The following is a 12482-nucleotide window of genomic DNA, read 5'->3' as shown; positions in this document are numbered from 1 at the left end:
GTGCTCCCGTACCTTAGCGGCGCGCGGTGCGGGCGTAGAGGGCGGCCGTCCCCGCGTACATCGCCGAGACGCCCAACACCACCACCGCCGAGCGCCCGCTCAGCGGCAGCACCAGCGCGGTCACCCCGGCGGCGGCCACGAAGCCCACGTTGAACAGCACGTCGTAGAGCGAGAAGACCCGGCCGCGGTAGTCGTCCTCCACCTCGCGCTGCACGATCGTGTCGGCGCAGATCTTGGTGCCCTGGGTGACCACGCCCAGCAGCAGCGCGGCGACCATGGTGAGCCAGACCGAGAAGAAGAGCCCGAGCGCCGGGACGAAGACCGCCGCCGAGCCCAGGCAGGCCACCATCCAGCCGTCCAGCCCGAGCCGCCGGGAGAACCACGGGCTGATCACGGCGGCCAGGAAGAAGCCCACCGCCGAGAAGAGCAGCGCGGTGCCCAGGGTGGCCAGCCCGCCCTTGGTGTCACCCGGCGCGTTGAAGGTGTACCGGGAGAGCATCAGCACGGTGACGATCAGCATCCCGTAGCAGAACCGGGCCGCCGTGACCGCTGCGAGCGCCGCCACGGCCGGGCGGCTCTCCCGGACCAGGTGGCGCACTCCGTCCGCCAGGGCGCGCCCGGCCTGGCCGAGTGCGGACCGCAGATCCGGCCGGTCGGGGTGGTGCTCCGGGCCCAGCAGTTCGGGGTCCATCCGGCGGGCCGCCAGCGCGGCGGCCAGGTAGAGCGCGGCGGCGACGGTGACCAGCACGGCGTCGGCCCGGGTGCCCGGCGGCAGTATCTGGTGGAACACGAAGCCGATCCCGCCGCCGGCCGCGGCCGCCACGGTGCCGGCGGTGGGGGAGAGCGAGTTGGCGGTGACCAGTTGGTCGGGGGTGACCACCCGGGGCAGTGCGGCGGAGAGGCCGGCCAGGATGAACCGGTTGAGCGCGGTGACCAGTAGGGCCGAGGCGAAGAAGAGCCACTCGGGGACCCGGGCGAGCAGCAGCGCGGCGGTCACCAGGCCGAGGCCGAACCGGGTCAGGTTGCCCAGGTAGAGCACCTGGCGGCGGCGCCAGCGGTCCAGCAGCACTCCGGCGAACGGACCGACCACCGAGAACGGCAGCAGCAGCACGGCGAGCATCGAGGCGATGTCCGCGGGGGAGGACTGCCGTTCGGGGGAGAAGATCACGTACGAGGCCAGCGAGACCTGGAAGACCCCATCGGAGAGCTGGGAGAGCAGCCGGGCACCGAGCAGCCGCCGGAAGTCCCGGGTGTGCAGCAGCTCGCCGAGCGCGGCACGGCTGCTCGCGGGGCTGGGCGGGGCCGGGGCCGGCCGTCGGGTGATCGACACCTGCCCAGGGTGTCATGCCGAGGGCCGATGTTTCACGTGAAACATCGGCCCTCGGCATGACGAAGCGTCAAACGGTCAGCGCAGTGCTCAGCGCTCGACCTCGCCCCGGATGAACTTCTCGACGTTCTCCTTGGCCTCGTCGTCGAAGTACTGCACCGGCGGCGACTTCATGAAGTAGGAGGACGCGGAGAGGATCGGGCCACCGATGCCGCGGTCCTTGGCGATCTTCGCCGCGCGCACCGCGTCGATGATCACGCCGGCCGAGTTCGGGGAGTCCCAGACCTCGAGCTTGTACTCCAGGTTCAGCGGAACGTCACCGAAGGCGCGGCCCTCGAGGCGGACGTACGCCCACTTGCGGTCGTCCAGCCAGGCGACGTAGTCGGACGGGCCGATGTGGACGTTCTTGGCGCCCAGCTCGCGGTCGCGGATCTGCGAGGTGACGGCCTGGGTCTTGGAGATCTTCTTGGACTCCAGGCGCTCGCGCTCGAGCATGTTCTTGAAGTCCATGTTGCCGCCGACGTTCAGCTGCATGGTGCGCTCGAGGACGACACCGCGGTCCTCGAAGAGCTTGGCCATCACGCGGTGCGTGATGGTCGCGCCCACCTGGGACTTGATGTCGTCACCGACGATCGGCACGCCGGCCTCGGTGAACTTGTCCGCCCACTCCTTGGTCCCGGCGATGAAGACCGGCAGGGCGTTGACGAACGCGACCTTGGCGTCGATGGCGCACTGCGCGTAGAACTTGGCCGCGTCCTCCGAACCCACCGGCAGGTAGCAGACCAGGACGTCGACCTGGCGGTCCTTGAGGATCTGGACGATGTCGACCGGGGCCTCGTCGGACTCCTCGATGGTCTCCCGGTAGTACTTGCCGAGGCCGTCGTAGGTGTGACCGCGCTGCACGGTGACACCGGTCGGCGGCACGTCGCAGATCTTGATGGTGTTGTTCTCGCTGCTGCCGATGGCGTCGGCCAGGTCGAAGCCGACCTTCTTGGCGTCGACGTCGAAGGCCGCGACGAACTCCACGTCACGGACGTGGTACTCGCCGAACTGGACGTGCATCAGCCCGGGGACCTTGCCGGCCGGGTCGGCGTCCTTGTAGTACTCGACACCCTGCACCAGCGAGGCGGCGCAGTTGCCCACGCCGACGATGGCTACGCGAACCGAACCCATTCCGGTTGCTCCCTGTTCTCGTGAGGCGCGCCGTGGTGCGGCGCTCCTCGTCCTGCTCTCTTCAATGTGACTGTCTGACGGGCGCACTGCGCCCAAATCCGCCGCGTGGCAAGGGCAACACGCGGTGGCGGCACTCCTAGGTGGAGCGCCCCGGGCGGTCGTACGGTGGCCGTTCGGGTTCGGGAGACCCGTCCTGGCGGCCACGGCCGTCCGAAGACTGTGGGGTTGCGGGCCCGGTCGCGGTGCGGCCGCTCCGGTTGGCCCGCTCGGTCTCGATCAGCTCGTTGAGCCAGCGCACCTCGCGCTCGACCGATTCGAGACCGTGTCGCTGCAGTTCGAGGGTGTAGTCGTCGAACCGCTCGCGAGTGCGGGAGACCGAGGAGCGCATCCGCTCCAGCCGCTCCTCCAGCCGGCTGCGCCGGCCCTCCAGCACCCGCATCCGCACTGCCCGGTCGGTCTGGCCGAAGAAGGCGAAGTGCACCCCGAAGTGCTCGTCCTCCCAGGCGTTGGGACCGGAGTCGGCGAGCAACTCCTCGAAGCGCTGCTTGCCCTCCGCGGAGAGCCGGTAGACGATCTTCGACCGCTTGCCGTTCAGTGCGGTGGCCGGCACGTACTCGGTGTCCGGGTTGTCCTCCACCAGGAAGCCCTGGGCGACCAGGCTCTTCAGGCAGGGGTACAGCGTCCCGTAGGAGAAGGCGCGGAACGACCCGAGCAGGATGTTCAGCCGCTTGCGCAGCTCGTACCCGTGCATCGGGGCGTCGTGCAGCAGGCCGAGGACGGCAAACTCCAGGACTCCTGAACGCCTGCTCACTCCACCCACCTCTCGTTCTCCGCCGAGCTTATGCCGCGCTGATGTATCGACTCGATATATCGAGAACGATAGGCCCGGGTCACGATTCGGGCAAGGGGGGCACGGGTGAATGTGATCACAAGGATTCAGATCGCGGTCACCCAGGGTTCGCCCGGCGCCGTCCGGGGCCGCCGACCGCGTCCGACCCGGGGGTTCTTGGCAACGGGCATGTAATGATCTGCTGGTCATTTGTGACGGATTGATCCGTTATGCCGGATATGACACTCATTCGGGCTGCGTACGCTGTCGCGTGTGCACGAGGACCACCTCCGGGGAGCGGCCGTTCCACGGCCCAGGGCGGTTCGGGCATTGCAAGCAGATCCTGCTGAGCAGGCGTCCCGCCTGGCCTAGGAGTTACTGGACTATGAGCGAACACCGGCGCCGATCGCCCCAAGGGGGCGGCGGTGAGCAGCCCCCCGGGCGGCCGGACGGCCAACGCCCGTATGCCTACGGCACTCCGCCGGAAGGGGCGCCCGACTACAACCCCGGCGAGCGCGCCGCCCGGCGGTCTCCCGGGCAGCCCGGTGCCGCCCGGGAGACCGCCGCGCAGCCCCGGCCGACCCGGGCCGAGCTGCGCCGGGCGGCCCAGAAGGGCGGCGGCGGTGGCGGTCGGCGGGGCGGCGGTGCGGGCGACGGCCAGGGCCCGGGCCGCGGCGGTGCCGGTGGCGCCGGCGGGGCCGGCGGGGCCAAGCCGCCGGGCAAGAAGAAGTTCATCGACTACCCGCGCTGGGGCAAGACCGGCTTCCGCCGCTGGATCCCGTCCTGGAAGCTGGTGCTTTCGCTCTTCCTGATCTTCTTCGGCAGCGGCGTGGCCGCGGTCGGCACCGCGTACGCGATGACCAAGGTGCCCACGCTCAAGGACATCGCGCCGGCCCAGAACAACATCTACTACTGGGCCGACGGCTCGGAGATGACCCGCACCGGTCAGACCAACCGCCAGGTGGTCCAGATCGGCGACATCAACAAGTCGATGCAGGACGCGGTGATCGCGGCCGAGAACCAGACCTTCCGCACCGACAGCGGCATCGACCCCAAGGGCATCGCCCGCGCCGTCTACAACATGGCGTCGGGCCAGTCGACCCAGGGCGGGTCGACCATCACCCAGCAGTACGTGAAGAACGCCTACCTGAGCCAGGACCAGACGGTCACCCGCAAGCTCAAGGAGTTCTTCATCACCCTGAAGCTCAACCAGCAGACCTCCAAGGACGAGATCCTCGCGGGGTACCTCAACACCAGCTGGTTCGGCCGCAACTCCACCGGCATCCAGGCCGCCGCGCACGCCTACTACGGCGTGGAGGCCAAGGACCTGACGCCCTGCCAGAGCGCGATGCTGGCCGGCCTGCTCAAGGGCGCCGGCCTCTACGACCCCTCGATCAACGCGGCCAACCACACCCGGATGTTCGGCACCCAGAGCGACCCGTCCAGCGGCCGCTGGGAGTGGATCCTGGGCGAGATGGTGAAGACCAAGGCGATCACCGCGGACCAGAAGGACCAGTGCCTCAAGGCGGGACTGCCGGAGCCGATAAAGCAGGCCCCGTCCAGCAACCTGAACGGCCAGATCGGCTACATCGTCGACACGGTCGACAAGTACATCGAGGCCAAGGACCCGGACATCACCGACGCGAAGCTCGGCCACGGCGGCTTCCAGATCTACACCACGCTGCAGAAGGACAAGGTCGACAAGCTCTCGCACGCGGTGGACCAGATCAGCCAGCAGAACCTGGACCCGGTCAAGCGGGCGAAGTACGACACGTTCGTGCAGGTCGGCGCGGCCTCCGTGGTCCCGGGTGACGGGGCGCTGGTGGCCATCTACGGCGGTCCGGGCATCGAGAAGGGCCAGTACAGCAACAACGCCGACACCAACGGCGTGCCGGTCGGCTCGACCTTCAAGCCCTACGTGCTGGCCACCGCGATGCAGGTCGGGGTGCAGACCCAGACCGGACCGGACGGCAAGCCGATGCGGATCAACGAGGACAGCCGGTACAACGCCGACGACCTGTCCACCATCCGCAAGCCGGACGGCTCGCTGGTCACCAACCCGGACGGATCGGTCTTCAAGCAGAAGAACGACGAGGACGGCCCGCAGGGCTACGTGACGCTGCGCAAGGCGATGATCAACTCGTTCAACGTCCCCTTCGTCCAGCTCGGCGAGGACGTGGGCGGCCCGAACGTGGCCAAGCTGGCCGAGGCGATGGGTCTGAACAAGGCCTCGATGCCGGTGGCCAACCAGGGCACCGCGGCCTTCGCGATCGGTACCTCGACACCGAGCGCGATCCAGATGGCCTCCGGCTACTCGGTCTTCGCGGCCCGCGGCCAGCAGACCGACATGTACGCGGTGACCAAGCTGCTGCAGAACGGCAAGACCGTGGCCGGCGTCGGCAAGGCGCAGCCCAAGCAGGTGCTGGACCAGGCGGTGGCCGACAACATCACCAGCGTCCTGCAGGACGTGGTGCAGAGCGGTACCGGTACCAAGGCCAAGGCCGTCGGCCGCCCGGTGGCCGGCAAGACCGGTACCACCGACAAGGGCACCTCGGCCTGGTTCGACGGGTACACCCCGCAGCTGGCCACCGCGGTCACCATGTTCCGCGAGGACCCGAACCACCCCGGTCTGCAGTCGCTGAGCGGTACCGGCGGCAAGAGCAGCTTCTACGGTGGTGACCTGCCGACCGAGATCTGGGCCGCCTACATGAAGGACGCGATGGCCGGCACTCCGGTCAAGGACTTCCCGACCCCGGACCCGGTCAACAGCGCGGTCGACGCCTCCGGCGCGCCGAGCACGGCCTCGCCGTCGGCCTCGGCCTCCGCCACCGAGACCACCGCCGCGCCCACCACCCAGGCGCCGACCACCGCGCCGACCACCGATGCGCCCAGCAGCCGGCCGAGCAGCACCCAGAGCTGCCTGTCGCAGGGCGACTGCCCCACCGACAAGCCGAGCTCGACCAAGTCCCCGGGCGGTGGCGGCACCACCGGCTCCTGCATCCCGCTGATCGACTGTCCGACGCCGAGCGCGACCAGAACCAAACCGGGCGGCGGGGGCAACACCCAGCCCCCGACCGGCCAGGCCACCCCGTAGCGCAAGCCCAGGGCCCCGCGGACACCGCGGGGCCCTGGGCTTTTCGGGTTCGGTGCGGACCAGTCCTCGTGCCGGTCGCGGTCGTGCGGCAGTATGTCCGCCATGACGCCGAGCACGCGAGACGAGACCGCCGCCGAGGCGGCCGTGGCCGAGGGGCCGTTGCCCAACACCGTGGTCGTCCCCGCGGACGAGGACCCGGTCGCGGCGGCCGGCAGCGAGCTGCTCGGAGGCCCGCCCGGGCGCCGGGCGCTGCTCGGGGTCTCCTGGTGGGTGCCGGCCCGGTTCCTGGCGCTGACCACGGTGCTGACGTACTGCCTGGGCCTGGTCCAGAAGCTGCCCTGCTACACCAGCGGTTGGTTCTTCGGCGCCACCGCGCAGTACACGCACGCCTGTTACAGCGACATCCCGCACCTGTACACCGCGCGCGGGCTCTCCACCGGGCTGCACCCGTACCTCGACATGATCCCGCAGCCCACCGCGGAGATGAGGTTCCTCGAGTACCCGGTGCTCACCGGCGGCTTCATGCAGATCGCCGGCTGGCTGACCCCGACCACCGGCGTGATCCAGGACCGCGAGCGCTGGTTCTGGGCCGTCAACGCCGGGATGCTGCTGATCTGCGCCGTGGTCACCGCGATCGCGCTCAGCCGCACCCACCGCCGGCGCCCGTGGGACGCGCTGCTGTTCGCGCTGGCCCCGGCGCTGGCGCTGACCGCCACCATCAACTGGGACCTGCTGGCGGTCGCGCTGACCGCGGTGGCGATGGCCGCCTGGGCGAACAAGCGCACCGTCTGGGCCGGGGTCTTCATCGGCCTGGCCACCGCCGCCAAGCTCTATCCGCTGCTGCTGCTCGGCCCGCTGCTGGTGCTCTGCTGGCGGGCCGGCCGCTGGCGGGCCTTCGGCCAGGCGGCCGCCGCCGCGGCCGGGGCCTGGCTGCTGGTCGACCTGCCGATCATGCTCGCCAGCTGGGACGGCTGGTCCACCTTCTACACCTTCAGCCAGACCCGCAAGGAGGACTTCGGCTCGTTCTGGATGATCCTCATGCAGGACCGCAACCAGGCGCTGCCCACCCTCAACACCTGGATCGCGGTGCTGCTGGTGCTGGCCTGCCTGGCGATCGGCTGGCTGGCGCTGACCGCCCCGCGCCGGCCGCGCTACGCCCAGCTGGTCTTCCTGGTGGTGGCCGCCTTCGTGCTGACCAACAAGGTGTACTCGCCGCAGTACGTGCTCTGGCTGATCCCGCTGGCCGTGCTGGCCCGCCCGCGCTGGCGCGACTTCCTGATCTGGCAGGCCTGCGAGGTGCTCTACTACCTGGGCATCTGGTCCTACCTGGCGTACATCGGCGACAGCAAGCAGCACGGCATCGGGCAGGACTGGTACCACTTCGCGATCATGCTGCACCTGGCCGGCACGCTCTACCTGTGCGCCGTGGTGGTGCGCGACATCCTGCGCCCGGACCGCGACCCGGTGCGCTGGGACGGCAGTGACGACCCGTCCGGCGGGGTGCTCGACACCGCCGAGGACGTGTTCGTGCTGGGCGCGGCCCGCCGGCTGCGCGAGGAGGCGACCTACGCGCCGTTCGCCCCGCAGGACGCGGCCGGGGCGCACTGGCTGGCTCCCGAGGAGGAGCTGCCGGGTCAGGCGGCGGAGCTCGCGGAGCCGGGGTCGCCGGAGCCGGCCGGGGCCGGGGCCTCCGCCGGGGAGCCCGGCACCGCGCCGGCCGCCGACCCGGTCTGACGGTCCACCACCCGGTCGAACCGGGTGGTGGTGTGCCGCACCGTCACCGTCAGCTCGTCCCCGACCGCCGGCGGCTTCGGACCGGCGGGCAGGAAGACGATGCTCACCTGCATGTGCGGGGGCTCGGCGAACCAGAGCTGGCGGCCCTGCCACTGGTAGGGCGAGAGCGAGCGGTTGACGGTGGCCAGGCCGGCCCGGGCGATCGTCTTGAGCCGCGGCAGCAGGCCGTGGAGGTACTTGGGCGCCTCCATGCCCACGCCGTGCGCCGTGCCGCCGCTCAGCACCAGCAGGTGGCCGGGGCCCGGTGCGCGGTGCTGGCGGTAGCCGTACCGCTCGCCGCGGCGCACCGCCGTCACGTCCAGCACGGTGGCCGCGGCCGTCAGTGCGCCCACGTCGCCGAGCCAGAGCCGGGTGCCGATCCGGCAGCGGAAGGCGGTGCCCGGGTGGCGGACCGTCAGCTCGGCCAGCTCGGCGGCGCCCAGGTGGCTGAGGAAGACGGTGCGCGGGGTCAGGCCGGCCGCCCCGATCGCCCGCACCCAGGTGTCCACCTCGGCCACCGGGTCGCGCCCGGCCCGCCGGTCCAGCGGCAGGTGCAGTGCGAAGCGGTGCGGGGACCCGGGCCCGGCCAGGTGGACCAGGTCGGCGGGGCTGATGCCGTGCCGGCGCATGCTGGTCATGCACTCCACCACGGTGGGCCGCCCGGCCAGCGCCCGGACCGCCTCCAGGCTGCCCGCGGTGCGCAGCACCCGGTCCTCTGGCGGGGCGGGAGCGGGGGCGGGTTCGCCGATCCGGTACGGGGTGAGCACCAGGACCTGGCCCGGGTAGCCGTGGGCCAGCACCTCGGCGGCCTCCTCGGCGGTGCCCACCGCCAGCAGCCCGGTGCCCAGCAGTGCGGCCTCCTCGGCGAGGCGCCGGTTGCCCAGGCCGTAGCCGTTGCCCTTGGCCACCGGCACCAGGCCCGGGAAGTCGGCCAGCACGGCGCGCTGGTGCGCCCGCCAGCGTTCGGTGTCCAGGTACAGCGAAAGGGTCATCAGCTCTCCCTGCCGTCAGCGGCGCGACATGTAGAGGTCCAGCGCCTTGTGCAGCAGCTTGTTCAGCGGGAAGTCCCACTCGCCCAGGTACTCCACCGCGTCGCCGCCGGTGCCCAGCTTGAACTGGATCAGGCCGAACAACGGGTCGTCCTCGTCCAGCGTGTCGCTGATCCCGCGCAGGTCGTAGACGCCGGCGCCGAGCGCGTAGGCGTCGCGCATCATCCGCCACTGGATCGCGTTGGACGGCTTGACCTCGCGCTTGTGGTCGGCGGAGGCGCCGTACGAGTACCAGACGTGGTCGCCGACCGTCAGCATGGTGGTCGCGGCCAGCGGCTCGCCGTCGTGGTAGGCCAGGTAGAGCCGCATCCGGTTCGGGTCCTCGGCCTCCAGGGCCCGCCACATCCGCTGGAAGTAGCCCAGCGGGCGCGGGATGAAGCGGTCCCGCTCGGCGGTGACCTGGTAGAGCTGGTGGAAGACGGCCAGGTCCTGGTAGTCGCCCTGGACCACCTCGACCCCGCTCTTCTCGGCCTTCTTGATGTTGCGCCGCCACAGCTGGTTGAAGCCGCGCTGGATGTCGTCCAGCGAGCGGTTGGCCAGTGGCACCTGGAAGACGTAGCGCGGCTGCACGTCGCCGAAGCCGGCCCCGCCGTCCTCGCCCTGCAGCCAGCCGCTGCGGCGCAGCCGCTCGGCCAGGTCGAAGGCGCGCGGCTCGTACCAGTCGGGCTCGAGGTCGCGCAGCCGCTTGGCCTGGCCGCCGCCGATCGCCTCCTTGATGGCGGTCGCCCCCCAGCGCCGGATCACCACCGGCGGGCCCATCTTCACCGAGAAGGCGCCCTGCTCCTTCAGGTGGGCCAGCATCGGGCGCAGCCAGCCCTCCAGGTCCGGGTCGAACCAGTCGATCACCGGGCCCTCGGGCAGGTAGGCCAGGTACCGCTTGACCTTGGGCAGTTGCCGGTAGAGCACCAGGCCGGCCCCGACCACCCGGCCGACCTCGTCGATCCAGCCGATCGACTCGGTGCGCCACTCCGCCTTCACCTCGCCCCAGGCGGGCACCTGCATGTGGCTGGCGGACGGGCGGCCACGCAGGAAGTCCAGGTGCTCTTCGCGGGTGATCGTCCGCAGGCGCAGGCTCATGCTCGGGATGCTCCTTGGCTGGTTGGTGGGACTCTGTGACCTTATCGCCCGAATAGTCCGTTTCGGTGGGGTCACGCGCGGCGCGTTGACGGAACCCTAGAGCTTCGCCCGGTTGTCCGAGCGGGAACCGCGAACGGCGCTCTCCCGAGGGGGAGCGCCGTCCTGTGCGCCGTGCGCATGCCGGGGGATCGGCCTGGCCGTACCCCGGCTTCTGTGGCTAGCCGAACAGGCCGCCGTGCGCCATGCCGAGGTAGAAGCCGAAGGCCGCCATACCGAGCGAGACCACCAGCACGCACCGCTCGGCGGTGGTGACGGAGATGAACTGTCCCCAGCCGCCGGTGACGATCCCGGCCAGGCCGGTCCAGCTGCTCAGCAGGTTCATGTGGTGCCAGAACGAACTGATGAAGGCCACCAGGCCGAGCACCACGGTCGCGGCGACCAGGGTGTTCTCCCGGGGGTGCCGGTGTCCGTCGGTGTTGAGGGTCAGCGGGGGGAAACGGTGGACGGTCTGTGCCATGGAACCCACCTCCAGCTAGGGGGCAAGCAGCGGTACCTCGGTGTTACCCGTTCTGCCCAGGTTGCGCTCCTCGGGACCGGGCGGCAATCCATGGGTGTTTTGTTCGGCCGGACGGGTGCGGGTAGGCTGTGCGATCTGCACTGGTGTACCTGTGCCCCCGCATGCCCTCCCGTGGCTGTAGGGGTCGCTGTCAGTCCGGCCCACTACGGTGGGGCCGTGTCGGCGCACCAGTGCCGACGCCGTACAACCCTCCTGCCACGGAGAGACCGTGGCCGCTGAGTCCAAAGGAGGTGGGTTTACCCATGCGTCACTACGAGGTGATGGTCATCCTCGACCCCTCGGTCGAGGAGCGCGCTGTCTCCCCCCTGATCGAGTCCTTCCTCAACGTCGTCCGCACTGGTGGCGGCACCGTTGAGAAGATCGACACCTGGGGCCGTCGTCGCCTGGCGTACGAGATCAAGAAGCAGCCCGAGGGCATCTACTCGGTCATCGACCTCAAGGCCACGCCTGAGGTCGTCAAGGAGCTCGACCGCCAGATGTCGCTGAGCGAGTCGGTTCTGCGGACCAAGGTCCTGCGCCCGGACACTCACTGAGCCACCCTCGGGACCGCTGAGGTCCTGATGGCTCACGTAGATGTTTCACGTGAAACATCGCTGAACGGAACTCCTCCATCCCGAGAGGTCACCACACCATGGCAGGCGAGACCGTCATCACCCTCGTCGGCAATCTCGTCGACGACCCCGAGCTGCGTTTCACCCCGTCGGGTGCGGCGGTCGCGAAGTTCCGCATCGCGTCCACTCCCCGCACCTTCGATCGCCAGACCAACGAGTGGAAGGACGGCGAGAGCCTCTTCCTCACGTGCAACGTCTGGCGGCAGCCCGCGGAGAACGTGGCCGAATCGCTGCAGCGCGGCATGCGCGTGATCGTGCAGGGCCGACTGCGCCAGCGGTCTTACGAGACCAAGGAAGGCGAGAAGCGAACGGTCTTCGAGGTCGAGGTCGACGAGGTCGGCCCGAGCCTGCGCTCGGCGACTGCCAAGGTGACCCGGGCCAACCGGGCCGGCGGTCCTGGCGGTCCTGGTGCGGGCGGCGCCCCCGGCTCCAACTGGAGCGGCGGTGGCGGCGGCCAGCAGCAGGGCGGTGCCCAGGGCGGCTGGGGCGGCGGCGGCAACCAGGGTGGCGGCAGCTGGGGTGGCAACTCCGGCGGCGGCCAGTCCGGTCCGTCCGACGACCCGTGGGCGTCCAGCGCTCCCGCTGGTGGCAACCAGGGTGGCGGCGGCTGGGGTACCCCGGCCGGTGGCGGCTTCTCGGAAGAGCCTCCGTTCTAAGAGCTGACAGATTTCGTGCGACCCGGTTCCGTCCCTCCGCGGACGGTCCCGGATCGTGATCCTATTTGGAGCACACCATGGCGAAGCCGCCTGCTCGCAAGCCGAAGAAGAAGGTTTGCGTCTTCTGCAAGGACAAGGTCAACTACGTTGACTACAAGGACACGAACCTGCTGCGGAAGTTCATCTCCGACCGCGGCAAGATCCGTGCCCGCCGGGTCACCGGCAACTGCACCCAGCACCAGCGTGACGTCGCCACGGCCGTGAAGAACAGCCGTGAGATGGCGCTGCTGCCCTACACCAGCACCGCGCGCTAAGA

The 12482-nt window shown here is 70.3% G+C and carries 11 protein-coding genes; 5 read left to right on the top strand and 6 right to left on the bottom strand.

The window, feature by feature from the left end; translation table 11 throughout:
* Positions 1 to 13: 13 nt before the first annotated feature.
* The 3 genes from C7C46_RS04170 to C7C46_RS04160 all read right to left on the bottom strand — a co-directional run bounded on the left by C7C46_RS04170 (position 14) and on the right by C7C46_RS04160 (position 3311).
* A complete protein-coding gene (locus tag C7C46_RS04170) occupies positions 14 to 1330 on the bottom strand; it encodes an MFS transporter (protein ID WP_425470017.1) in 1317 nt (438 codons plus the stop codon).
* An 87-nt stretch (positions 1331 to 1417) separates the two neighbouring features.
* Positions 1418 to 2500, bottom strand: a complete 1083-nt coding sequence (locus C7C46_RS04165) for an inositol-3-phosphate synthase (protein WP_110665791.1) — start codon at positions 2498 to 2500, stop codon at positions 1418 to 1420.
* A gap of 136 nt (positions 2501 to 2636) precedes the next feature.
* Positions 2637 to 3311 carry a PadR family transcriptional regulator gene (locus tag C7C46_RS04160; protein ID WP_110665789.1) on the bottom strand — a complete coding sequence of 225 codons (675 nt, stop codon included), beginning with the start codon at positions 3309 to 3311 and terminating at the stop codon, positions 2637 to 2639.
* A gap of 403 nt (positions 3312 to 3714) precedes the next feature.
* Here C7C46_RS04160 and C7C46_RS04150 point away from each other — a divergent pair, with 403 nt between their 5' ends.
* Together C7C46_RS04150 and C7C46_RS04145 are read left to right on the top strand one after the other, a co-directional pair.
* On the top strand, positions 3715 to 6423 hold the full coding sequence (locus tag C7C46_RS04150; protein WP_181442184.1) for a transglycosylase domain-containing protein: 2709 nt from the start codon (positions 3715 to 3717) through the stop codon (positions 6421 to 6423).
* A gap of 102 nt (positions 6424 to 6525) precedes the next feature.
* A complete protein-coding gene (locus C7C46_RS04145; RefSeq protein WP_181442183.1) occupies positions 6526 to 8157 on the top strand; it encodes a glycosyltransferase family 87 protein in 1632 nt (543 codons plus the stop codon).
* On the opposite strand, the gene C7C46_RS04140 is transcribed toward C7C46_RS04145, so the two are convergent.
* The 3 genes from C7C46_RS04140 to C7C46_RS04130 all read right to left on the bottom strand — a co-directional run bounded on the left by C7C46_RS04140 (position 8058) and on the right by C7C46_RS04130 (position 10839).
* The gene (locus tag C7C46_RS04140; RefSeq protein WP_110665785.1) at positions 8058 to 9188 is read right to left on the bottom strand and encodes an alanine racemase; all 1131 of its coding nucleotides are present in this window, start codon (positions 9186 to 9188) and stop codon (positions 8058 to 8060) included. The genes C7C46_RS04145 and C7C46_RS04140 overlap by 100 nt on opposite strands.
* A 15-nt stretch (positions 9189 to 9203) precedes the next feature.
* Positions 9204 to 10322, bottom strand: a complete 1119-nt coding sequence (locus tag C7C46_RS04135) for a lipid II:glycine glycyltransferase FemX (RefSeq protein ID WP_110665783.1) — start codon at positions 10320 to 10322, stop codon at positions 9204 to 9206.
* 217 nt (positions 10323 to 10539) lie between these two features.
* Positions 10540 to 10839, bottom strand: coding sequence for a hypothetical protein (locus C7C46_RS04130; RefSeq protein ID WP_110665782.1), 300 nt, complete (start codon positions 10837 to 10839; stop codon positions 10540 to 10542).
* Between the two features lie 302 nt (positions 10840 to 11141).
* On the opposite strand from C7C46_RS04130, the gene rpsF reads away from it, so the two are divergent.
* The 3 genes from rpsF to rpsR all read left to right on the top strand — a co-directional run bounded on the left by rpsF (position 11142) and on the right by rpsR (position 12480).
* A complete protein-coding gene (gene rpsF, locus C7C46_RS04125) occupies positions 11142 to 11432 on the top strand; it encodes a 30S ribosomal protein S6 (protein ID WP_110665780.1) in 291 nt (96 codons plus the stop codon).
* 98 nt (positions 11433 to 11530) lie between these two features.
* Positions 11531 to 12166 (top strand): single-stranded DNA-binding protein, encoded by a 636-nt coding sequence (locus C7C46_RS04120; RefSeq protein ID WP_110665778.1) that lies wholly within the window; start codon positions 11531 to 11533, stop codon positions 12164 to 12166.
* A gap of 77 nt (positions 12167 to 12243) precedes the next feature.
* Positions 12244 to 12480: a 30S ribosomal protein S18 gene (rpsR, locus tag C7C46_RS04115; protein ID WP_030304537.1), complete on the top strand. Its 237-nt coding sequence runs from the start codon at positions 12244 to 12246 to the stop codon at positions 12478 to 12480.
* The last annotated feature ends 2 nt before the right edge of the window (positions 12481 to 12482 follow it).

The sequence above is a fragment of the Streptomyces tateyamensis genome, assembly GCF_003205575.1.
In the GTDB taxonomy this organism is placed as follows: domain Bacteria; phylum Actinomycetota; class Actinomycetes; order Streptomycetales; family Streptomycetaceae; genus Kitasatospora; species Kitasatospora tateyamensis.
Note: the sequence above shows the minus strand (reverse complement) of the source record. Positions and strands in the feature narration are given on the sequence as shown.

Bases quoted from the DNA above. Each gene is read 5' to 3' on its own strand.
- rpsF (WP_110665780.1), top strand. From the start codon at position 11,142: ATGCGTCACTACGAGGTGATGGTCATCCTCGACCCCTCGGTCGAGGAG.
- C7C46_RS04130 (WP_110665782.1), bottom strand. From the start codon at position 10,839: ATGGCACAGACCGTCCACCGTTTCCCCCCGCTGACCCTCAACACCGAC.
- rpsR (WP_030304537.1), top strand. From the start codon at position 12,244: ATGGCGAAGCCGCCTGCTCGCAAGCCGAAGAAGAAGGTTTGCGTCTTC.
- C7C46_RS04145 (WP_181442183.1), top strand. From the start codon at position 6,526: ATGACGCCGAGCACGCGAGACGAGACCGCCGCCGAGGCGGCCGTGGCC.
- C7C46_RS04120 (WP_110665778.1), top strand. From the start codon at position 11,531: ATGGCAGGCGAGACCGTCATCACCCTCGTCGGCAATCTCGTCGACGAC.
- C7C46_RS04150 (WP_181442184.1), top strand. From the start codon at position 3,715: ATGAGCGAACACCGGCGCCGATCGCCCCAAGGGGGCGGCGGTGAGCAG.
- C7C46_RS04140 (WP_110665785.1), bottom strand. From the start codon at position 9,188: ATGACCCTTTCGCTGTACCTGGACACCGAACGCTGGCGGGCGCACCAG.
- C7C46_RS04165 (WP_110665791.1), bottom strand. From the start codon at position 2,500: ATGGGTTCGGTTCGCGTAGCCATCGTCGGCGTGGGCAACTGCGCCGCC.
- C7C46_RS04135 (WP_110665783.1), bottom strand. From the start codon at position 10,322: ATGAGCCTGCGCCTGCGGACGATCACCCGCGAAGAGCACCTGGACTTC.